Below are 22,080 nucleotides of genomic sequence, written 5' to 3' on the forward strand. Positions count from 1 at the left end.
AACTCGGGGCTGATGGCTTGCGGTTTTTCATGGCCATGCAGGTTGAGCTGGGCAAGTTCGCTGCTCTCTACCCAGGGCGAGAGTAACTGGTTGAGTCGCTCCATTTCTGTTTCCAGTTGCTGGAACAGGGGGGCGGCATCTTTCTCTGACCACACGGACAAGCTGGCGCGGGTACCCATGACATCCCAGTCGTGTTGTTGCCAGTCGGCGTGCAGGGGGAGTGCCAGCAGCAGTAGCAGGCTGGCAAGGAGGGGGCGAAACGGGCGAGGGTAATGCATCGGTGTATCCGGGGCCTGTGTAGATGTTGGGGCCTTGGTCGCAAAGCGAAGATGTAAGAAAGCACCGGGGCTGATTTACATCTTCGCTTTGCGATCAAGGCTCCAACGGTTGCCGTCAGGTAATGGTACCACTGACGATGGGCTCGAAGGCGGTGAGCCGGTCCATGGCGGTACTGTTGCCAAGGCTGTGATTGGGGAATTTCTCTGCGAATTGGCCTTGTTCGCCATGCAGAGCCATGTAGTTGAGCCACACGGTCTCAGCCAGCAGGTTCACGTTGTTGGCCGCCGGGGTGCTGGCGGTTTCCACCGAAGCATCCGGGCGCATCCAGCCCAGTTGTTGTTGGCCATTGTGCAGGGTGGGTCGCCCATTCGGGTTGTAAACTAGAAAGAAGGATGCGGCGGTGGCGGAGCTGTCGCCGGTCCACTCGCCCTTGCCGCGACCGTTGGGAGAGTCATCAATCCGCCCATTGCTGGATACCGAACCGTCACTGAATACATACAGCATCAGAGGGACGCCCTTGCGGCGGGCATATTCCAGGCAGGCACCCATGCAACGTCCGGCGCGCAGGTCGCGGATTTCACCGGTGCCCCGTTCGCCGGTGTGATAGTCAAAGCCGCCCATGGAAATGCAGCCGGCACCGGCATAGCCATTAATGACCAGCTTCATGATGGAGGCGGTTTTTTCGAACTCCCGGTCGTTGAGCTCGCTGTCACTGAAGATGCTCAGAATATCCATGTCCGCACGCACGTTCAGTGGGGTGGGGTCGCCGTAGCGGTCGGTGATATCCGCCGCTTCCACGTAACCGCAACGCAGCAGGTCCTGGAGATTGGCGCGCCGGTTGCTGTCGGTGAGGCCACTGTCGATCTGGTCGATCCGCCGGTGACTGATGCGGGCGATGGATTCCATCACTGCGGTGGCATCTTCCTGATTAAGCAGCCCAACCAGCTTGCCGGTGTCTACCAGGCCGCTCACATCCGTGATCCGGTCAATCTTGGTGGGGCGGGCGGAGCTGATGATGGAACCGTCCGGGGCCATGGAGTTACCCCCGGACAGGGAACTGCGTGAGCCGGTCAGTGACATCAGCTCACCATCGGCACCGGCGGTAAAGATGCCGTACATGGGGTTATGCGGGTTGTTGGCGGTATCATTTTCCGAGCGGGCAGGTATCACACAACCATTCACATTGGCCGCTGCTGCCGGGGCCTTTTCCATGATGCCGCGCAGAAAGGGGGAGTCACTGTGGAAGGCCAGTCCCAGTTCACGATTGATGACGCTGGGATTGTTGTTGGGGGCCAGACCACCGGGCAGTCCCAGCTTGGAATAGCCGCCACTGGTGAGAAAGTCTTCCTGCCCGCCCTGGCCGCCGACCAGCACATTGGAGCCGGCAATATTGGCGCCACCGGCCAGGTCGAAGCAGATAAACGGAATCTTGCCCGCCCCTTCTGCCTTGATACCGCATTCGGTCTTGATGGCTTCCAGGTCGTCGGACAGCGCCGCCATGGCGGCGCGGGGGTTACTGAACAGGCCGAAAAGGCCCACGCTGCCGAAGGCGGCACCGCTGACCAGGCCACGACCTAGCATGTCCCGTCGGCTGATGGGCTTGCCATGGCCCAGATTCAGCAGGGGCGCATCCGGGTGCAGGGGCTGTCGACGTTTGTTGAGAAAGTGGCGTCTCATGGTTTTCCCCTTATTGAACCAGCATGGTGGCACTGCCCAGCATGGTGGCGCAGGCGGCCTTGGTCGCCGTGGCAGTGCGTTCCATACAGTCACCGCTACACTGGGTCAGGTTTGTGTTGAACAACAGATCTTCCAGTTCGCCTTCCACATCGGCTCGGGCGGGCTGTCGTGCCTGACCGTTACCGACCATACGCTCGAACAGGGGCGAGATGACCCAGTCGCGCCATTGCTGCTGAGTGATGGAGGTGACGTCGGCGTTGTAATTCATGCCGACAAACAGGGGGGGCACGGTAGTGTCCCCATCCCTTTCTGCTTCCACCAGTGCGTTGCAGTATTCAATGGCCAGCTGGGCGATACCTACCTGGTGAGCGGTCATGAAAGCTTCGATATTTTCCTCGCTGGGCAGCTGGGTACGCAGACGTTGATAAGTCTCCGGGATGTCGCCATGGGTTGGCGGTACGCCAGTGAGCTGGCTCATGGCTGCGTTGATCTCGGCAAAGTCGCGCAGGCCCACCGCCGGTTGTTCGCCATACTCGTTGGCGGGCAATGGCAAGGGGGTTGGCTCGGTGTGCACATGGGTGTGGCTACCAAGCCGTTCGAAGGTAAGGAAAAACTCGTCGTTTTCCTGGCCCTGTTCCACTGGCAGCAGGGTGCCGAGGCGTGACAGGGTTTCACCCTGCTCGCTGTAACCATCACCGCCAATCAGTGTATCCAGGGTGGCAAAGGACTGTGCCACATCCGGCACGCGGCCGTTAATGCCCAGACGCAGGCCTGTCAGAGGGATTTCATCGCTGACGATGTCCTGCTCCAGATTGATGAAGTAGGGGGCGGCAAACAGATAGCTATAGTTGTCGAACCGGGAGACCTCGAAAACCAGATAGGCACCGGGTTGGTCGATCAGGTGACCGATATAGAACGGCAGGAAATACCGTTCACCGACACCGGCAGCAAAATTGGTGCGGATCTGTTCACCGGTCAGGGCCCGGTTGTGGAAGGCGGCAAACCGGATGACGCCATCCCAGGGGCGGTCGCTGGACGCTTCGTTGCCCAGCACCAGAGCAAAGGTATTGTCCCAGGTGTTGAGCAGGGCTGGGGTGACCGGGTCCTGGGCCGGGTTGAGCTCCCCGTTGATGTAAAGCCGCCGGCCGTTCACCGGATCAAAGGTGACTGCCACATGCTGGAGGCTGGCTTGCAGGGGGGCATTGCCGGTTTCCAGGGCGGGTTCGCCATTCAGATCGGTGGCATCGCCGATTCGCTGGAACACCTGATAGTTGCTGCTGCTCTGGGCCAGCGTAAGGTTGCGGGCATCCGGGCCGGCGGAGTAGCTGATGATGTGGGCATTGTCCTGGCCGGTGCTGGCAGGTACAAGCCAGGCCTCCAGAGTCAGCTCGCCTGTGGCCCGGATCAGCTCGGTGAGCTTGGCACTGGTCTGGGTATTGCCCTGCGCCTTGGCGGTACCACCGTTGAGGCGAATGCCCCAGCCCCCTTCCCAGGTGACATCGCCACTGAGTTGCAGGTGCAGGGCCGGGTCCACGCCGGCGGTATCGAAGGCGGTGGTGCCTTCGCCGGTCTTGAATTCGTAGCGGGCAATCACGTTGCTGTCGTAGCGGCCGCCGCCGGCGGCCAGGGTGCCGTCATCCACGGAGAGCGCCTTGCTCAATACCAGGTCGTCATCTGGCGCGGTGGCGGTAATGCCACCTGCCATGGCGGTGATGGCCGCTTCCATGCTGTCGGCGTCGTTGTCGCAGCTACCGGACCAGCAGTTGTGGCTGTCTTCGCCAAGCCGCTCCACCAGCCGGCTAAGCGCCGGGTTGTTCAGGTCGATCTTGCTCTGGGCAGCACTATAGGCCTCGCCCACATCGTCGGATGCAATATAGGGGGCTTGCGGGGTGCTGGCATCACTCTGGTGGCAGTCACTGCAGTAGTCGTCCAGCAGCGGGTAGACGTGAGTCTGGAACAGGGTCGGGTCGGCCGGAAAGTTCTTGCTGTTGCCCGGATCCTTGATGGGCGGTTCTTCCAGGTCGGTGGTGCCGCCGCCCAGGCCAATGCTTTCTCCGGCCCAGGCGCTGATCCAGGTGCTGATCTGATCGGCACAGAATTGCGGGTTGGATTCCCAGCAATTATGGCCGCCGGCCACTTTCTGCACCATTTGCGAGGCGGCGGGCTGGTTCAGGTTGATGAGTGGATTGGCTGCTGCATAGGCCTGGTTGATGTCGCCGGTCTGTACGAAGGCGGGGGGCTGGTTACGGTGACAGGCGCCACAGCGCTGCGCGTCAACCAGGTTGTTCCAGATATAGATTTTGAAGGCGGAAACATCAGCATTGCGCGGAGCGGGGCCATTATAGCTGACGCCACTGTCGCTACCGGTATTCGGGTTGGGCTGGGTGTCGGCACCACTGCCGCTGCCGCCGCAACCGGTGAGGATGGCGGCCAGCAAGGTGGTTGCAAGAACAGGATATCGCATCGTCTCAGTCCCCCATGCAGTAAACGGCCGCATCGGCAAACAGGGTCTTCATGCGGTAGTTGTCGTTCTTGAAATGGCTGGTCATGCTGGCCAGTTGAGTGGTGTCGTCGCTGTCGGCGGGCTTGCGCAGGCAGACGGCCTGGAACACTTTTTCGGCCTGGCAACTGCTGAAGACATCGCTTTGTGCCAGTTCCCGGCCGAGGCTTGCAGCGCCGTTACCGCTACCACTGAGATTCGGGTCCCAGCCCAGGTTGGCGTTGGGGCCCTCGCGCCAATAGTTGTCCCAGCTGTCGTTGGGGGTGATATAGCCCCACGGGAAATTGTTGCTGTTGATCAGATACTTGCCCTGCACGCGGGTGCCGGTGTCCGGGTCGTTGCTGGTGTTGTAGACCATGCGGCCATCGTCGCCTTGCTGTTCGCCTTCCCAGTCGTAATAGGCAAAGGCCTGGGCCAGGGGATCCATGCCGCTGTGGCAGCCGATGCAGTTGTTGCGAAAGATGCGGCTGTCGCCGCCGGGGCTGCGGCTCACATCCTGGCGGATGCGGTCGGAGGGCCGGGAGGTGTCTTTGACCTGCTCCAGGTCCCGGCACATATGGTTCATCAGGGTGAAACGCAGCATGGCCCGGTTGGTGCCGGCATAAAAGAATGCCTGGGCGGCGGCCCGGCTGGTCAGAACCCCGGCCACCGCTTCAGCGGGGGTGCCGTACTGGCTGATCTGACTGCTGGGGGTGAGCACCTCCTTGAGGTTGGCATGGCGGCTTTCCAGATTTCGGTAGTGCTCGTTGCTGTCCGCCGCCGCCGCAGGGCTCACATCGCCCACGTAAAGCAGGTCGGCATAGAGGATTTGGCGGAAATCCACATCATCGCGAATCGCGCCGATAACGGTGGCGGTATAGTCATTGAGCGGTGCAAAGACGTCCTGGTTTTCGTTGGTCCAGGGCGTGGCGAATTGCTTCAGGGTGACGTTGTAAAACGCCGGATGCTCCATGGCCAGCTCCGCAGCAGCATGGGGGCCGCTGGCTGGGTTGCTGCTGATCAGGTCAGCCATGGTTTGCAGTGTCGCGGCATCTGCCGGTACGCCAGCCAATCGATTGTGGATGCGTTGTGCCTGATCTCGGCTGTTGGCATTGCCCGTTAATGGCAATAACAGCATCAGCCCCACCAGTACACTCCCCCGGTAGCCTTGCATGGGCCTTATCCTTTTATTCTGGTTGTGGTCCGTCAGCCCCCCGGGACTGCCGGTTAACAGATTTACCGTTCCCAGGAATTATTATCCATGACATTCTGCCTCTTTCTCTGTGGCACAGAGCTCAGAAAATAACGACAGTTCTGTAATACTGACACAAAGCGAAGAAAAACAGATAAACGGGGAAAGACATGAGGGGTGTTGTGCTGCTGGGCCTGCTTGGGGTGCTCGGTGGTTGTGGAGGCATGGACGGGGGCGACCAGAAGCAGGCGGTAACCGTGACCGAGGTTCCGCTTGCCTATGTGATGCGCAGCCTGCCACGCGATGAAGATGGAGAGCTGGCTGTTAGCTCTCTGGAAGCGCCAGCGGATTTCCAGGCCGGTGCCCGGCTGATGGTGCGTGGCAGTGTTTCCTCCCGGTCTGAAGCACAGGACATATCCACTCCCTTGCTGGGGGCCGGCCATGATATCCGGGATCTCTCTGTCAGTTATGACGGGCAGCGGCTGCTCTTTGCTGCCAGGGCGCCGGCCATCGAGGACGCGGATGAGGATGAGCAGCCGACCTGGAACCTGTGGGAATATGATTTTCGCGGCCAGGCAACGCGCCGACTGATTTCCAGTGACTTGCTGGCGGAGGAGGGCCAGGACCGTTACCCCGCCTATCTCCCGGACGGCCGTATCGTGTTTGCTTCAACCCGCCAGCGTCAGGCTGGTGCGCGTTTGCTGGACGAAGGCAAGCCCCGTTTTATGCCGCTGGAAGAAGGGCGCGACACCCATGCCTTCGCCCTGCATGTGATGAATGCCGATGGCGATGACATCGAGCAGATTACCTTCAATATGAGTCACGATGTTGCGCCGCTGGTGGGGCGGGATGGTCGGGTGATCTTCCAGCGCTGGGACAATAAAGACAGTGTGGATCGCTTCGATCTGTACCGCGTCAATCCGGACGGCACGGCCCTGGAGCCCCTGTACGGAGCCAACAGCCATGACGAGCGCAATGATGAGGAGCGCCAATTCCTGCCCTTGTCATTGATGGGTGATGGTCGCCTGCTGACGGCGGTGCGCTTGCGTGAGGCTCGGGGCGGAGAAATGGAACCGCGGGCGATTGATATTGAGCATTACGTTAATCGTGATGGCCCCCTGTACGGTTCGGTTGCCGGCCAGCCAGAGCAGTCCCTGCCCGCTCCGGGGGGCGCCTGGTCGGAGAGGGTGGCGCTGCAGGGTCGCTTGTCGGATCTGGTGAGTCTGGAGGATGGTACAGGCCGTTTTCTGATGGCCTGGTCTCCGTGCCGGTTGCTGGACGGAGCGTCCTTGCGCCCCTGTACACCGGAGTATTTGCAGCAGGGGCTGCCGGAAGCGCCGCCGGCGTTCGGCTTGTGGGTGTTCGATCCCGCCGAAGGGACACAGCGGCCGGTGGTCAAACCGCAGGATAACCTCTGGGTTACCGAGCTGGTTGCGGCGACTCCTCGCACGTTGCCGCCATTAATTGTCGCTGCAGGGCGTGACGAGGACCTTGCAGAGGATAACCTGGCGCGTCTGGATATTCGCAGCGTTTATGATCTGGATGGCGGCTTCAACAGCTTTCATGATCCGGCCCTGCCGGGGGTGTCTACACTGGAAGCGTTTCGTGATCCGTCAGTGATTACCCCCGGGGATCGTCGAGTCCGTTTTCTGCGGATTACCAAAGGCGTGCTCATTCCTGATGACGATGTGCGCCTGATTGTCGGCGCGCATATCGGTCGAGCTCCTAATTTTGGCATGCGGGAAATCGTCGGGTATGTGCCGGTGGAACCGGATGGTTCGGTGAGAGTGCAGGTGCCGGCCAATGCTCCGTTGGGATTGCAGCTGGTGGATGCGCAGGGCAAGGCAGTCTACAGCCGTCATGGTGCCTGGCTGAACCTTCGCCCCGGTGAAACCCTGCAGTGTCAGGGGTGTCATGAGCGCGGTTCGTCCTTGCCCCACGGTCGCGATAACGGCCTGGCGCCTTCTGTTAACCCCGGTGCGCCGCTGGATGGTTTGCCTTTCCCCAATACCCGCACCGATGTAGTGGCGTTCGCCAATGCCGGCGAGACCATGGCCCAGGCGCTCACCCGGTTGCATCCGGAGCGGGAAATTCCGGCCATGGACATGCTTGCCTTTGATGCCTGGAGTGACCCGGCCACTGCCGATGAAATGCTGCCGCGCTATGCGGATTTGCAGACGCCAGCACCGGCAACACCCGATTGCCAGCAACAGTGGCAGCCGGAATGTCGTACCGTGATTCACTACGAGGACCATATCCAGCCAATCTGGGACCGGCCTCGCCAGGCCATGGTCGGGGGGGCTCTGACCGATGTGACCTGTTCAAGCTGCCATAACCGGCGGGATGCCAGCAACGCCTTGCAGGTGCCTCCCGCCCAGTTGGAGCTCACCGGCGATGCGTCGCCGGATCTTGTGCTGCAGCCGATCAGCTACCGGGAGCTGCTTTTCGATGATGATGAGGTGGTGCTGGTGAATGGTGCCCTGGTTGATCGGCTGGTGGTGGCCACGGATGATGACGGCAATGTGGTGTACCAGACCGATGAAGACGGTGAGTTGATACTTGATAGTCAGGGTAATCCGATCCCGGAACTGGAAACGGTAGAGCTGGATCCGCCGATTCGTTTTGGGCGCGCGCGTACTTCCACAGCATTTTTTGATATCTTCGCTGCGGGGGGTAGCCATGAAGGTTGGCTGGATGCGCAAGAGCATCGGCTGCTGGCCGAATGGATTGATCTGGGAGCGCAGCTCTACAACGACCCATTCCGTGTGCCTGAGAACTGAGGGCTGCTGACTTGCGGCCCCGGATAACCGAATTCTGAAAGGGGAGACGCACCCGGTGCGCCTTGTGGTAGTCCTTTTATCTGTACTGGCGGCGTTGTCCGTCAGCGCCTATGCCGACCCGGCATCAGACGATGCACTCTTGCAGGTCAAGGTGGCAGAGCCCTTCGTGGAGGTTCACACCGGCCCGGGGAGGGGCTACCCGGTGTTTCATGTGGTGGAGCGTGATGCCAGCCTGACGTTGCTGTTTCAGCGTGCCGGCTGGATCAAGGTGGAAACGCTGCGTGGCCGGGTTGGCTGGGTGCCTCGACGGGCGTTGACGGCAACGCTTGATGGAAAGGGGCAGCCCCCGCTCATGACCCGTCTGGGGCATGAGGCCTTTCTGTCCGGCCATTGGCAGGCCTCGGTGATGATGGGCGAGCTGGAAGGGGCTAGTTCCCTGTCCGTGGCGCTGGGGTATCGCTTTACCGAAAACCTTACCGCAGAGGGCATGTTTTCCCGCTCCAGTGGCGATTTTGCCAACACGACGCTGGCGGGGCTGAATCTGCAGCACCAGATGTTTCCCCGCTGGCGGGTCTCACCTTATGTGTTGCTGGGAGGGGGCAAGGCCAGTATCGAGCCCCGGGAAACGCTGGTGCGCCCGGAAAACCGGGACGAGAATTACGTGGTCAGCGGCTTTGGTATCAAGGCCTACCTGTCCCGTGGATTTGTGCTGCGCGGTGAGTACCGCAGCTATGTGCTGTTTACCGAAGAAAATGACAACCGGAATCTGGAAGAATGGAAAATCGGCTTCTCTGCATTGTTCTAGCTATCGTGATGGTGTCCCCGCTGTCGGCGCTGGCTGATGACTCCAGCTCATCCGGCCAGGTGGTGCGAGACGCTGATCCCGGCTCTGTGCTGGATCCGCAGATCGAACGGCGACGTGTTCGCGAAGCGGACATTGATACCGAGAACTTCGAAATTGGCACCTACGCCGGCATTTTGTCCATCGAGGATTTCGGCGCCCAGCCGGTGGTGGGGGCGAGACTGGATTATCACCTCTCCGAGGATGTGTTTCTGGAAGCGGTGATCGGCCATGCCAAGGCAGACGAGACCAGCTTCGAAACCCTCAGTGCCGGCGTGCAGCTACTGACCGATGATGAGCGTGAATACACCTATTACCAGGCTCTGGTGGGGTACAACCTGCTGCCCGGTGAGGCCTTTCTGTCCCGTAATCGGACCTATAACAATGCCCTGTATCTGCTCGGTGGCGCAGGCATGACCGAGTTTGCCGGTGATGACCATTTCACCTTGGGGCTAGGCGTGGGCTACCGGTTGCTGATCAATGATTGGCTGACGGTTCGTGTGGATATGAAGGACAACATCTTCAACCTGGATGTGCTGGGTGAAGACAAGATGACCCACAATCTTGAGCTGACCGCCGGCGTGGGCCTGTTTTTCTGACAAAGAATGTATCGGGGGGAGGTAATAATGAAAAAAATACTGATAGCACTGTTCTTTGGGCTGGGGCTGCTTGGTGGCGTCAATGCCGTGGCGGCGGAAGGTGATCCGGCGCCGGACTTTACCCTCAAATCTCTCAGTGGTGGGAACATCAAGTTGAGTGAGTTGCGTGGGACGGTGGTGTTGCTGAACTTCTGGGCATCCTGGTGTGGCCCTTGCCGGACAGAGATGCCATTGCTGGACAATCTCTATCAGCAATACCGTGATTACGGCTTTACTGTTCTGGGCGTGAATCTGGACGAAAACCGGGATCAGGCCGATATGCTTCTGAGCAAGGTGCCGGTGACGTTTCCGATCCTGTTTGATCCGCAAAACCACACCAGTGAAAGCTATGCTGTGGATGCCATGCCCACCACGGTTCTTATCGACCGTAACGGTGTGATTCGTTATCACCACCGTGGCTACCGGGATGGCTATATGGATAAATACGATGCTCAGGTAAAGGCGCTGGTGCTGGAATGATGCGCAGTCTCGTTTTCTCTGCCCTGCTGCTGGCCGTGGCGCTGTCGAGCAGCGGTTGTGCTATCAAGCCCTGGCTCAAGCCCTATGAGCGTTCCCGGTTGGCGGACCCGGTAATGAATGCCTCGGCGCACCCGGTGGCGGAAAGCTACATGGGACATGTGCATCAGGCCAGGGAAAGCATGCGTGGGGCGGAAGGTGGTGCTGGCGGAGGTTGCGGATGCAACTGATGCGCGTTCTTCTGGTGGTCTTGCTGGCGTTGTCGAGCTTGTCGTCGAATGCCTCAGTGCTGCCCGAAGACCGGCTGGATGTGCTGTACCACCAGTACGAAGGGGGTGGCATGAAAATCAATGGCCCGTCCGTTCTGGTGAGAAAGTCCTTCGCCGACAAGGTGGCTGTGCATGCCAACTATTACGTGGATGAAGTTTCCGCTGCATCCATTGATGTGCTGGTGAGTGCCAGCCCGTACTCGGAGGAGCGCACGGAAAAAAGTGTGGGTGTGGATTACCTGCACGGCAAGGCCATCTATTCGCTGAGCTATGCCAACAGCGAGGAAAATGATTTCGAAGCCAATTCCGTTCATTTCGACATGAGTCAGGACTTCTTTGGCGATCTCAGCACCCTGAGCCTGGGCTATTCCCGAGGTTGGGACGAGGTGTTTCGTAGTGGAGATGATAGCTTTGCTGAAGAGGCCGATCGGCAGCATTTCCGCATTGGGTTTTCCCAGATCCTGAGCAAGAATCTGCGTGCCAGCCTGGCCCATGAATTGATTACCGACGAAGGCTATCTGAACAACCCCTATCGTTCCGTGAGGTATCTGACCTCGCCTGACAGTTACAGCTTCGAGCCAGAGCGATATCCGCAAACCCGTACCAGTGAGGCAACCGCTCTGCGGCTGTCCTACTATCTGCCCTGGCGCGCCGGATTGCATGGTCAGTACCGGGTCTATAATGATTCCTGGGGTATCGATGCCAGCAGTTGGCAATTAAAGCTGATACAGCCTCTGGGTGGCAGGTGGACGCTGGAAAGCCGTTATCGGGTCTATGAGCAGGGTGACGCGGATTTCTATGCTGACCTGTTTCCATTCCAGAATGCCCAGAACTTCCTTGCCCGTGACAAGGAGCTCAGTGAATTCAGCTCCACGGTAGTTGGGGTGGGTATCGGTTTCGAGTTCAGCAAACCGAACTGGGAAACCATTGATCGGGCAGGTCTTAACCTGTGGGTAGATCGCTTCAGCTTTGATTATGACAATTATCGTGATATCCGGGTCAGTGCCTCCCCTGGTAGTGAGCCGCTATACAGTTTTGATGCCACTGTAACCCGGTTGCTGTTTACACTTTGGTACTAGTCCTCTGTCGATAGAGCTTCATGGCGGTTTGGTCCGGGCGGTCTTGCATGGGATCTGTGAGGCCTGTCCCCTGACTGTTCTGAGGGAAGACGGAAGCCCTCTCTTGCTGTGCCTATCTTCTGTCAAATTCCTCTAATTCCTTCCAAATCAAGTCTTCTCCGGCGCACGGAGCCCTGCTTTCGTGGTTGCCATATTCAATATATTTCACTTAAAAGTGTTACTTTAAGGTTCTGGTCTAGGTCTTTGTTAGATATAGAAAACAAGATGTTTTTATCTGATAAAAATGAGTACCAGTCGGAGGAATTACCTATATCTGTGTGTTCTTATTTTGACTGACTGAAATAAGGGGCATCAGAGCCGAAGTCCTTCTGGGGGAAAGATGAGTGACATAAGAAACGTCTCGTTTTTGCTGTGTTTGCTTGCTGTGGTGCCCTTTGCCACTGCAGCGGACAAGGTGTCCCGGGACAAGATCAAGGGGCTGGATGAGCAGGTGCAGGACATCAAGACTGATGTGCTGGCGATTTCTACAGAGTTGCTGCAACTGGAAGAGACGCTGATCTATCCCTCCAATACCCAGGTCTCCCTCTTTGTCTCCGTGGTCCCTGACCATGATGTCCGGCTGGATTCCATGGACGTGATTATTGATGGCGAGGAAGTCATGCACCACGTCTATACCCACAAGGAGCTGGAAGCCCTTAAGAGTGGCGGGGTGCAGCGCATCTATACCGGTAATGTCCGTTCCGGAAAGCACAAGCTGGAGATTGTTCTGGCGGGCTTGACTGGTGGCAATGACGAATACCGAGAAACTGCCAGCTATACCTTTACCAAGGATGAGGGGCCGAGCCTGGTCGAAATCTCACTCTTTGGTGCGGATAACAATATCAATTTCAAAGACCGTTAATTCATGGCATGTCGATTCATCGCGCTGCTCGGCCTGTTTGTGGCTTCTGCCACCGGAGTAGCTGACTCATCCAGTACGAATGCGCCTAGAGATCTGTTTCTGGGCGAGTCGTTCTATTATGCGGAGCAGGGGCTGTATTTTGATGCCATCTCCCGACTGGATGCCGAGTTGCAGCAGTATCACCGGGTGGATGAGCGGCAGCTGGATCCGCTGCATATTCATGCCAACTACGCCGAGTTCTCGGTGGGCGATTTCGAGCTTTCCTATCGGATGCACCGCAAGGCGGGTCGTGCCATTCAGGCGGTGCTGGAAGGCAACGTCAGCCAGGATATCCGTAATGAGGCCGCTTACCGGCTGGCCCGCATTTATTATGAGAAGGGCGAAAAGGTCAGCGCCTTGCATACCATTGACCGCATTGAAGGAGAGGTGCCCGCGCACATACGGCATGATGAGCGATTGTTGCGGGCGCAGATTTATACCGTCAATGGGCGTTTTACCGAGGCCGTGGACATCCTGGAAAAGCTGGAAAAGGTCGACGGTTATGAAGGCTTCGCCGGCTATAACCTGGGGGTCGCCCTGATCCTGCAAGGCGAGGAAGACAAAGGGCTGGCGCAACTGGACAAAGCCGGTCAGATCAAGGTGGACGACGATGATGAGCCCGCTCTGGCGATTCGGGACAAGGCCAATCTGACGCTGGGTTACCGTCTGCTGAAAAATGAAAAAGCTGGTTCCGCGGCACAGTATCTGGACCGGGTGCGTCTCGAGGGGCCCTTCTCCAACAAGGCCCTGCTGGGCGCAGGCTGGTCCAACGTGGCCCGGCAGAAATTTGATCGTGCGCTGGTGCCCTGGAGCATCCTGTTCAAGCGCAACTCTACCAACAAGGCGGTTCAGGAAAGTTTGCTGGGTGTCCCCTATGCCTACGCAAACCTGGAATTGCATGGCCGTGCGGCAGTGCTTTATGGCAGTGCCCTGGATGCCTTCGGGGCGGAGCTGGGCAGGCTCAAGGATTCCGTCGCCAGCATTCGTAGTGGCAACTTTCTGAAAGTCATGGTGCGTGAAGAGATCAAACTGGACAGTAACTGGTTGATCCGTCTTCGCGAGCTGCCCGAAACCCCTGAAACCTACTACCTGATGGACCTGATGGCATCCAATGACTTTCAGGCGCTATTGAAAAACTATCTGGATCTGGAAGACATGCGCCAGCGGCTGGTTGCCTGGCAGGGCCATCTGGATGCCTATGAGGACATGATCGCGCTTCGCAGGAATTACTATGAACCCCTGCTTCCCGGCATTGATGAACGTTTCCGTGTGCTCGACTCCAAGATCCGTCTGCGTATGGAGCAGCGCCAAAGCCTGGATGACCGATTGCAGCGTCTGCTGGTCGCGCCGCGTCCTGAATTGCTGGCCACCGCGGATGAGCGGATGGCACAGGAATCCCTTGACAGCATAGCAGCGAACTATGCCGGCAGTGACAGCGCCTCGGCTGTGGAAGCGCGCCGTCGTATTGCCAGATTGAGAGGCGTTCTTGCCTGGAATATCCATACCGATTACGACCGGCGCCTGACCGAAGCCTTCGAGCATTTGCGTGAACTGGATGATGATGTGGCTCGTCTGGAAAGCATCTATGCCTCCTATGTACGCACCCGGCAAGCGGCCACCCAGAGTTACCAGGGTTATGAAAACCGGATTTCCCTGTCGCGCAACAATATTCGCCAGGCCAGTCTGAAAGTTGATCGGCTGATGAATGGCGTTGGACACATGCTGGAAACCATGGCGATCAAGGAGCTGGAGCAGCGTCAGAGGCGGCTTGAGCAATACCGTGTGCAGGCGCGCTTTGCCATGGCCGAAAGCTATGACCGCGCAGTGAAGGCGCAACAATCTCAGGCCCATGACAGTGGCGGTGAAGAGGAGTCTTCACCATGAGACGCTATCGTTTCACGGCCCTTGGGCTGTCGTTGCTGGTGTTGGCTTCCTGCGCCTCGGTGTCTGAGAAAGGCACGATCGCCCAGCTGCAGAAGGTCAAGTTGGACCTCACCGACGAGAAGATCGAAGGTGGCATCGAAAAGGCCATGCAGGGGTACCAGAAATTCCTGGAAGAAACTCCGGAATCCGCGATGACGCCCGAAGCCATGCGGCGTCTGGCGGATCTCAAGATTGAAAAGGAATACGGCATTCTGGAGAGTCCGTCACAGCCGGTAGCTCAAAGAGCGCCTGCTACATCGACGCCGCTGGATCGCCCGGAAAGTGCGGTTATTGCCGGTCACCAGGCCGTTGAGACTGAGCAGCCCGATGTGGCCAGGGAGTCCCAGCAGGATTTTGAGGCACGAACCACGCAAATGGATGTGCCGGAAAATGCCGATGCCTCGCTGGCTGTTCAGGACGGGCTGGCAAACAAGGGGGCCGAGGAGGCGATCAAGCTCTACAAGGAGCTGCTGGAAAAATACCCCTTCTATGAGCGCAATGACCAAGTGCTTTACCAGATGACCCGGGCCTATGAGGAGCTGGGTGAAGTGGAACAAGCGATTGAGGTCATGAACCGGATCGTGGCGGATTATCCGGATTCCCGGGTTATTGATGAAATCCAGTTCCGGCGCGGTGAATTCTATTTTATGAGAAAGAAGTACCTGGATGCGGAGCGGGCATACTTGGCCATCGCTGAGATGGGCGCCAGTTCTTTCTATTATGAAATGGCGCTCTACAAATTGGGTTGGACCTTCTACAAGCAGGATATGCTGGAAGAGGCAATGAATCAGTTTGTTGCCCTGCTGGATCACAAGATCAACACCGGTTATGACTTTGCAAATCCCACCGATGAGTATGAGCAGAAGCGTATCGAGGATACCCATCGTGTTATCAGTCTGAGTTTCTCAGCCATGGGCGGCCCGGAAGCTGTTGTCGATTATTTCGAAAAATATGGAGAGCGAAGCTACGAAGTCGATATTTACCGGAATCTGGGTGAGCATTATCTGGAGAAGCGTCGTTATGCCGATGCTGCATCCGCTTACAAGACTTTCGTGAAGTTGAATCCGTACAACAAGGTGTCCCCGCACTTCGATATGCGGGTTATCGAGATCTACAAGAAAGGCGGTTTTCCGAAACTGGTTATTGAGGCCAACAAGGAGTTTGCTACCAGCTATGGTCTGAAGTCAGCGTATTGGAGCCATTTTGAAGTCGATGCCTTCCCTGATGTGCTGGCCCTTCTCAAGACTAACCTGAAAGAGCTGGCAAACTATTATCACGCTCTTTATCAGAACAAGGATTTCGCCAAGCAACGGCCGGAAAACTTCCGCGAAGCCCAGCACTGGTATCATGAATTTCTGGATTCCTTCCCCAGGGATGAGGAATCACCAGTCATGAACTATCAGTTGGCAGATCTGCTTCTGGAGAACAAATCCTTCCATGCAGCGGCGCTGGAGTATGAGCGTACCGCTTACGATTACCCGGCTCATGAAAAAGCCTCTGCTGCCGGGTATGCCGCTGTTTATACACATCGTGAAAACCTCTCGTCCGCAGAAAAATCTGACAAGCCGACGATCAAGAGGGATGTCATTCGCAGCTCGCTGCGCTTTGCGGATGTTTTCCCGGAGCATGACAAGGCTGCGCTGGTGATGGGGGCAGCGCTGGAAGATATCTTCAGCATGAAGGACTATCCGTTTGCTGTTGCCACCGGCAGAAAAATGCTGGAAAAATTCCCTGGTGCATCCAGGGCGCAATTGCGGTCAGCCTGGCTGGTTGTGGCTCACTCTTCCTTTGAGCTGGCACAGTATGCCGATGCTGAACAGGGCTATTTGAGCGTGCTGCGTCTTACCGATGAAGGTGATGAATCCCGCAAGGAACTGACAGAAAACCTGGCTGCTTCCATTTACAAACAGGGTGAGCTGGCTAACCAGGCAGAAAATTATCAGCAGGCCGCAGATCACTTCTTGCGGCTGGGGGTGGCGGCGCCGTCGTCAAGCCTTCGTCCTGCTGCTGACTATGATGCGGCCACAGCCTTGATCAAGCTGAAGAACTGGCAGCAATCTTCGGATGTTCTAATGGCTTTCCGTGGCAATTACCCGGATCACAAGTTGCAGCCTGAAGTAACCAAGAAGTTGGCTCATGTTTATGGCGAATCGGGCCGGTTATCTGAAGCCGCTGCGGAATATGAGCGTATTGAGCGCGAAAGTGAAGACCCGACGGTCCGGCAAGAAGCCCTTAAAGTGGCCGCCGATCTGTACATCCAGGTGGGCAACAAGAACAAGGCGGTCAGTGTATATCGCCATTATATACAGTCCTTCCCTGAACCCCTTGAGCCGGTTGTGGAGATGCACCACAGCATTGCCGGGATTCTCAAGGAAAAGAACGATATTGAGGGTTATCGGCGGGAGCTGCAGGCCATTGTAGATGCCGATCAACGTGCGGGCGCTGACAGAACCGACAGGATTCGGTATCTGGCTGGCACATCGGCGCTGATTCTTGTCGAGCCGGTTTTTGAAGACTACGCGGCCATTCAGCTTACCCAGCCGCTTGAGCGAAATCTGAAGAAGAAGCGCGATGCCATGAAAGCTGCGAATGCTGCTTTCGGCAGGCTGGTGGATTACGAGATCGGCGATGTGACAGCGGCCGCCACGTACTATATTGCCGAGATCTACTATAACTTCAGCCGTGCGCTGCTCAACTCGGAGCGTCCCGGTGGTATGGATGAGCTGGAAAAAGAGCAGTATGAAATGCTGCTTGATGAACAGTCTTATCCCTTTGAAGAAAAAGCCATTGCCATTCATGAGAAGAATGTTGGGCTGATTGGAGTAGGTGTCTACAACGACTGGGTCGACAAGAGTGTTAAGCGGTTGGCTGCGTTTGTTCCGGGGCGCTATGCCAGATTTGAAGAAAGCAGCGGTTTTGTTGCTTCGGTTGTCGACGCTGACTATAGCCACCTTGTTCAACCAAAAATTGCCGCACCTGAACCCGCAGCGGTAATTGATGGCGAGCCAGATGCAGGCGCCCAGCCACAGGAAGAGACTGTAGGTCCGGATAGCTTGCAGGAAAAAGAGCAGCCTCTTGAAGAGGCGCCTGTTGCTGAGCCTGAGGCCCCGGTTGAAACCACTTCGGCAGACGTTGCCGCAGGTGCCGACGAAGAATCGGCAGGTTCCGGTATGGCAGAAGGGGGAATCTGATGCTGAGATATTTCTTCTTGAAAAATAAAAACGCGTTCGTAGCAGTACTGATTGCGACCTTTCTGTTGGCGGGGTGTGCAACCACGCCAGGAGGTAGTTCTCGCCAGGGTGAGGCGGATATCAGCGAGGATGATGTTGCGCTTTTTCAGTCGGCCATGATCAAGATTGAGAAGGAAGACTATCAGCAGGGCATTGCGTTGCTTAACGAGCTGACCGGGCGTTCCCGTCAGAGTGCCGTTCCCTTTATCAACCTTGCCATGGCTTACAAAAAACAGGGTGATAACGACAAGGCTGAAGAAAATCTGCTTTTGGCACTGGAGATCGAACCAAAGAATCCTGTAGCGAATAATGAATATGCCATCCTGTTGAGAGAGAGTGGTCGGTTTGATGAATCCCGGGCCTTGTATGAAAAAGTAATTACCTGGTACCCGAATTTTGCCATGGCCAACCGTAATCTCGGTGTGCTTTGTGATATTTACCTGAGGGATTACTCGTGCGCTCTTGAGGCTTACCGGGCATACAGTGCCTTGTTGCCTGATGATGAAGATGCCCGGATGTGGGTGTCTGATCTTGAGTGGCGGGTCAAGCAGCAAGGGGGTGGCTGATGCGATATTTTCATGCGCTTTTTCTTGTCGTCCTGGTTATGCCTTTATTGGCTAATGCTGAGGAAGGGAAGGGAAATGACGATGAGGCAAAGATGATTTCGGGGATGTCGGTCCTCGGTAACAAGGATGCTCCAAAATCATTGTATATCGTTCCCTGGAAGAGTTCTGAAATTGGTGTGGAGACTGACTTGACATCAAGTCTTCTGGACGAAGAGATGGTGCCGGTGGATAAGCCGGTATTTATGAGAGAGCTGGATTTTTACCAGGTCAGTACTGAGAAATAAAACTCAAGCGATTATCTGAGGAAGAGTGAAACCATGAATGTGATCATAAAATTTTTCCAGGACGGTGGCTTTTGGATGTACCCGATTCTGGTGGCCGGCATCGTCGGTGGGGCCTTCGCCGTGGAGCGCTTTATCAAGCTGAAGCTTCTGGAGAGGGCAAATCGTAAATCCTGGGAGGAACTGCACCCTGTTCTGGTGTCGGGTGACTTTGAGCGTGCCAGGGAGATGGTTGAAGGGGACGACTCCGCCGTTGCGCAACTTCTTTCCATGGGTCTTGAAGTCCAGGGCACAGTCCGTCGCCGTGACGATATCGAGATCGCCATGGAAGAGGCGATGATGGAGATTACGCCGCAGCTTCAAGCGCGGACCATCTATATCTCCATGTTCGCCAACATTTCCACTCTACTGGGGCTGCTTGGCACCATTATCGGTTTGATCTCGGCGTTTGAGGCGGTTGCCAATGCCAATCCGGCGGAAAAATCTGCAATGCTTTCCAGCTCTATTGCCATGGCAATGAATACCACCGCGTTTGGGTTGATGGCGGCGATTCCTCTGTTGATTTGCTACAACATGGTTAGCTCAAAGACTGCTGCCATTGTCGGCAGCCTGGAAATGATTTCGGTGAAAATGCTCAAGCTGGTGACCACGCTGACAAAGAGAAGCTATCAGCAAAAAGCGACGCAAGAGAATGAGAGTGTAGAGCCTAAAGGGGACGATCCTCTTATCCCGGAGCCCGCCCAGGCGACAACCTGAGTTCTGAATAATGCGAAGAAAAAAGCATCTGAAGCTACAAGAAGAAGTCGAGCTGGATGTCACTTCTTTCATGAACCTGATGGTGGTGCTGATTCCCTTCCTGTTGGCGACTGCGGTTTTTTCCCAGGTCACTATTCAGGAATTGAATGTGCCTTCGCCTGGCGTGGGTGGTGCAACGCCGGATAAGCCATTGGTCACGATTGAGGTGATGGTCAGAAAAGAGTCAATTGAAATCAGTAATGGCAAGGTTATTACAAATCGCTTTCCTAAAGAGGAGGGTGAGTATGATCTTGAGGCCCTGACGGGGGCGCTTCTGAATCTCAAGGAGCAGTACCCTGACAAAGAGGATGCCACCGTGCTGCTTGAGCCTGATATCGAATATAACGACATGATTGCTGTGATGGATACCGTCAAGTTCCATGATGTCGCCAGCGAGGATGGTGAGGATCAGTCCCAGGTGCTTTTCCCTGAAATTTCCATTGGGGATGCTCCATGAGAAATCCGAGAAGAATGCGCAGGCTGGCGAGTTTGACAGAAAGGCCCGCAGGCTCCCTCAGTCTGACATCGTTGATGGATATTTTTACCATCCTGTTGCTGTACCTGCTGGTGAACCAGTCAGACAGCACCCCTCTGGAACCGCCGAAAGATATTCGGCTGCCAAGCTCTATTGTCGAAACCAAGCCACGAGAAAGCCTGGTGGTTTCCGTAAGCGGTGATCAGGTGCTGGTGAAGGGTGAGGCTGTTGTCTCCATGGCTGATGTGATTGCCAATAGTGGTGACGTTATTGAGCCCATACGGTCACGGATGGAGAGTATCCGAAAAAACTCGGTTGGTGAGGGGGATGAGGCCGATGCACGTAATACGGAAGTGACGATCATGGCAGATCGTGGCGTTCATTACAGTGCATTGAAGCGAATTATGGCCTCTTGTACGGCTGCCGGTTACAACAAGATTTCTCTGGCGGTCAATCAAAAATAATCTTTATGTTGGCATGATCCTGTGAATACATCTTTGGCACAGCGACAGCAGGTGTTGATAGAGCAGATCGAGGGCGAAGAAACTGCGCTTGCCGATCTCCAGATACGCCTGCATACAGTTGAATCCGAGCTGACGGATATGGCGCCGCAGCGTCAGAAATTTCAGTTGCTGGGCGTGATTTGCGAGTCACTGGACCAATTGAGCGAAATGGGGGCGGCTTCGCTGTTCTGGGGAGATGATGCATCTCCCGCAGATCATGAGCAGCAGCTCTCTCGCAGTCGTGAGCTCGCCAGCGCCTTTAATAATGAGTTCGATAACCTTGAGGCCGGCAAGACTGAGATTCAGCAACAGATTGCTCAGGCTGAAGAAAGGCTTGGTGAGCTTGATTATCACCTGGCGGAAGTGACTGAGGAGCTGGAGAACGCCCAGTACGATTTTGTCATTGAGCGCGAAGCGGACGATGAAAAACTCTTCCGTGCCGGCATTATGCCCTGGTCCCGCTCCGATGAAGACCGCAAGCGCCAGCGCAAGGTTCTGCTTTGTTCCCTGGCGGTGATGGTGATTGTGGGCCTTGTCCCCGGTATCTGGGAATTGCCGCCGCCGGATCCGAATCGCAAGATCGAGGTTCCGGAGCGTCTGGCCCGTATGGTCAAGAAGAAGGTGGCGCCAGAACCGGTTCAGAAGCGTGAGCAGCCCAAGAAGGAAGAGAAGAAGGATGCTTCCAAGGTGGCTGAAAAGCCCAAACCCGAAGAAGTGCAGAAGGCGCGTACCAAGGCAAAGTCCAAAGGGGTCCTGGCACACAGCGATATGTTCTCGGATCTGACCGAGGACGCGGTATTGTCGAATCTGGGGGCTGATGCCCGGATTTCCGGTAGCCAGTCCAAGGGCGCAGCGCAAAGCAGTGGGGCCAAGGGCTCGCGCGCACTTATCACCGCATCTACATCAGCCAGTGGTGGTGTTGCTGCCGTGGCTTCGGTAAGTCGTGGCGGTGTTGGTAGCGGCAGTGGTAGTGCGATTGCCGGTAGCGGCGTTTCTGTAGGGGCGGTGAAGAGTGAGGTGGCAGCCAGTGTCAGCAAATCTTCCCGGCCTGTCAGCAAGGGCGCAGGGCCGTCCCGTACGGATGAAGAAATCCAGATCGTATTCGATCGCCACAAGTCTGCGCTTTACCGTATCTATAACCGTCAGCTGCGGAATGATCCCAGTCTGCGCGGCAAGATGGTGCTGGAACTGGTGATTGAGCCGGACGGCTCGGTGTCGTCCTGTCGGGTGAAATCCACGGATATGGATTCGCCGACATTGTCTTCAGGGATTGTGTCCCGTGTAAAAATGTTCAATTTCGGGGCCAAGGAAGGGGTGCCGACTACGAAGATTCTTTATCCGATTGACTTCCTGCCTGCGGGTTAGGGGCTCCCCGGCACGGCTGTTTGGGCCGTGCCGGGAGTCATGATTTCCGCTGATGCCGGGTTCTCTGGCGTCACGATAAGCATCTTATTGCATTTTAATAAGAGTCCGCGATAAATGATTGTTTCTTCTGGATAATTGCGTGTCACTTCACGGTATTACCAGTAGCTTTTTCCTAGACTCGATTGCCACTTTGGTTTTTTCGTACCAAACACTTATAAGAACTAAAGACTGATAGGGTCATCGCGTTGAAAAGAGAGTCTTTCCGGGGAAGGCCGCCCGCTGGGGGGGCGC

The 22,080-nt window shown here is 56.5% G+C and carries 19 protein-coding genes; 15 read left to right on the forward strand and 4 right to left on the reverse strand.

Annotation, left to right across the window (positions count from 1 at the left end):
* The 4 genes from HUJ17_RS15245 to HUJ17_RS15260 all read right to left on the reverse strand — a co-directional run.
* A partial coding sequence (locus HUJ17_RS15245; protein ID WP_290511494.1) for an FAD:protein FMN transferase occupies positions 1–278 on the reverse strand: 278 nt, incomplete at its 3' end.
* A 115-nt stretch (positions 279–393) separates the two neighbouring features.
* Positions 394–1,956: a general secretion pathway protein GspF gene (locus tag HUJ17_RS15250; RefSeq protein ID WP_290511495.1), complete on the reverse strand. Its 1,563-nt coding sequence runs from the start codon at positions 1,954–1,956 to the stop codon at positions 394–396.
* A 10-nt stretch (positions 1,957–1,966) separates the two neighbouring features.
* Positions 1,967–4,420 carry a LamG domain-containing protein gene (locus tag HUJ17_RS15255; RefSeq protein WP_290511496.1) on the reverse strand — a complete coding sequence of 818 codons (2,454 nt, stop codon included), beginning with the start codon at positions 4,418–4,420 and terminating at the stop codon, positions 1,967–1,969.
* 4 nt (positions 4,421–4,424) lie between these two features.
* Positions 4,425–5,609 (reverse strand): hypothetical protein, encoded by a 1,185-nt coding sequence (locus HUJ17_RS15260; RefSeq protein WP_290511497.1) that lies wholly within the window; start codon positions 5,607–5,609, stop codon positions 4,425–4,427.
* 188 nt (positions 5,610–5,797) lie between these two features.
* On the opposite strand from HUJ17_RS15260, the gene HUJ17_RS15265 reads away from it, so the two are divergent.
* The 15 genes from HUJ17_RS15265 to HUJ17_RS15335 all read left to right on the forward strand — a co-directional run bounded on the left by HUJ17_RS15265 (position 5,798) and on the right by HUJ17_RS15335 (position 21,789).
* Entirely contained in the window at positions 5,798–8,407 is a 2,610-nt protein-coding gene (locus tag HUJ17_RS15265) for a hypothetical protein (protein WP_290511498.1), read from the forward strand.
* 64 nt (positions 8,408–8,471) lie between these two features.
* A complete protein-coding gene (locus HUJ17_RS15270; RefSeq protein WP_290511499.1) occupies positions 8,472–9,212 on the forward strand; it encodes an outer membrane beta-barrel protein in 741 nt (246 codons plus the stop codon).
* Complete coding sequence (locus HUJ17_RS15275) at positions 9,182–9,847, forward strand: outer membrane beta-barrel domain-containing protein (protein WP_290511500.1); 666 nt, start codon at positions 9,182–9,184, stop codon at positions 9,845–9,847. The genes HUJ17_RS15270 and HUJ17_RS15275 overlap by 31 nt, the downstream gene beginning before the upstream one ends.
* A 27-nt stretch (positions 9,848–9,874) precedes the next feature.
* The gene (locus HUJ17_RS15280; protein ID WP_290511501.1) at positions 9,875–10,366 is read left to right on the forward strand and encodes a TlpA disulfide reductase family protein; all 492 of its coding nucleotides are present in this window, start codon (positions 9,875–9,877) and stop codon (positions 10,364–10,366) included.
* Entirely contained in the window at positions 10,363–10,593 is a 231-nt protein-coding gene (locus HUJ17_RS15285; RefSeq protein ID WP_290511502.1) for a DUF4266 domain-containing protein, read from the forward strand. The genes HUJ17_RS15280 and HUJ17_RS15285 overlap by 4 nt, the downstream gene beginning before the upstream one ends.
* Positions 10,584–11,711 (forward strand): DUF3570 domain-containing protein, encoded by a 1,128-nt coding sequence (locus tag HUJ17_RS15290; RefSeq protein ID WP_290511503.1) that lies wholly within the window; start codon positions 10,584–10,586, stop codon positions 11,709–11,711. The genes HUJ17_RS15285 and HUJ17_RS15290 overlap by 10 nt, the downstream gene beginning before the upstream one ends.
* A 379-nt stretch (positions 11,712–12,090) precedes the next feature.
* Entirely contained in the window at positions 12,091–12,612 is a 522-nt protein-coding gene (locus tag HUJ17_RS15295) for a hypothetical protein (RefSeq protein WP_290511504.1), read from the forward strand.
* 3 nt (positions 12,613–12,615) lie between these two features.
* Complete coding sequence (locus HUJ17_RS15300) at positions 12,616–14,535, forward strand: hypothetical protein (protein ID WP_290511505.1); 1,920 nt, start codon at positions 12,616–12,618, stop codon at positions 14,533–14,535.
* Complete coding sequence (locus HUJ17_RS15305; protein ID WP_290511506.1) at positions 14,532–17,765, forward strand: tetratricopeptide repeat protein; 3,234 nt, start codon at positions 14,532–14,534, stop codon at positions 17,763–17,765. Before HUJ17_RS15300 ends, HUJ17_RS15305 begins: the two co-directional genes overlap by 4 nt.
* Positions 17,765–18,370 carry a tetratricopeptide repeat protein gene (locus tag HUJ17_RS15310; RefSeq protein WP_290511507.1) on the forward strand — a complete coding sequence of 202 codons (606 nt, stop codon included), beginning with the start codon at positions 17,765–17,767 and terminating at the stop codon, positions 18,368–18,370. The genes HUJ17_RS15305 and HUJ17_RS15310 overlap by 1 nt, the downstream gene beginning before the upstream one ends.
* Positions 18,370–18,654: a hypothetical protein gene (locus HUJ17_RS15315; RefSeq protein ID WP_290511508.1), complete on the forward strand. Its 285-nt coding sequence runs from the start codon at positions 18,370–18,372 to the stop codon at positions 18,652–18,654. The genes HUJ17_RS15310 and HUJ17_RS15315 overlap by 1 nt, the downstream gene beginning before the upstream one ends.
* A 33-nt stretch (positions 18,655–18,687) precedes the next feature.
* Positions 18,688–19,407 (forward strand): MotA/TolQ/ExbB proton channel family protein, encoded by a 720-nt coding sequence (locus tag HUJ17_RS15320; RefSeq protein ID WP_290511509.1) that lies wholly within the window; start codon positions 18,688–18,690, stop codon positions 19,405–19,407.
* 10 nt (positions 19,408–19,417) lie between these two features.
* On the forward strand, positions 19,418–19,903 hold the full coding sequence (locus tag HUJ17_RS15325; RefSeq protein ID WP_290511510.1) for a biopolymer transporter ExbD: 486 nt from the start codon (positions 19,418–19,420) through the stop codon (positions 19,901–19,903).
* Between the two features lie 14 nt (positions 19,904–19,917).
* Positions 19,918–20,385 (forward strand): biopolymer transporter ExbD, encoded by a 468-nt coding sequence (locus tag HUJ17_RS15330; RefSeq protein ID WP_290511515.1) that lies wholly within the window; start codon positions 19,918–19,920, stop codon positions 20,383–20,385.
* Between the two features lie 21 nt (positions 20,386–20,406).
* The gene (locus tag HUJ17_RS15335) at positions 20,407–21,789 is read left to right on the forward strand and encodes an AgmX/PglI C-terminal domain-containing protein (protein ID WP_290511511.1); all 1,383 of its coding nucleotides are present in this window, start codon (positions 20,407–20,409) and stop codon (positions 21,787–21,789) included.
* The last annotated feature ends 291 nt before the right edge of the window (positions 21,790–22,080 follow it).

This window comes from Alcanivorax sp. (assembly GCF_014762765.1).
Taxonomy (GTDB): domain Bacteria; phylum Pseudomonadota; class Gammaproteobacteria; order Pseudomonadales; family Alcanivoracaceae; genus Alcanivorax.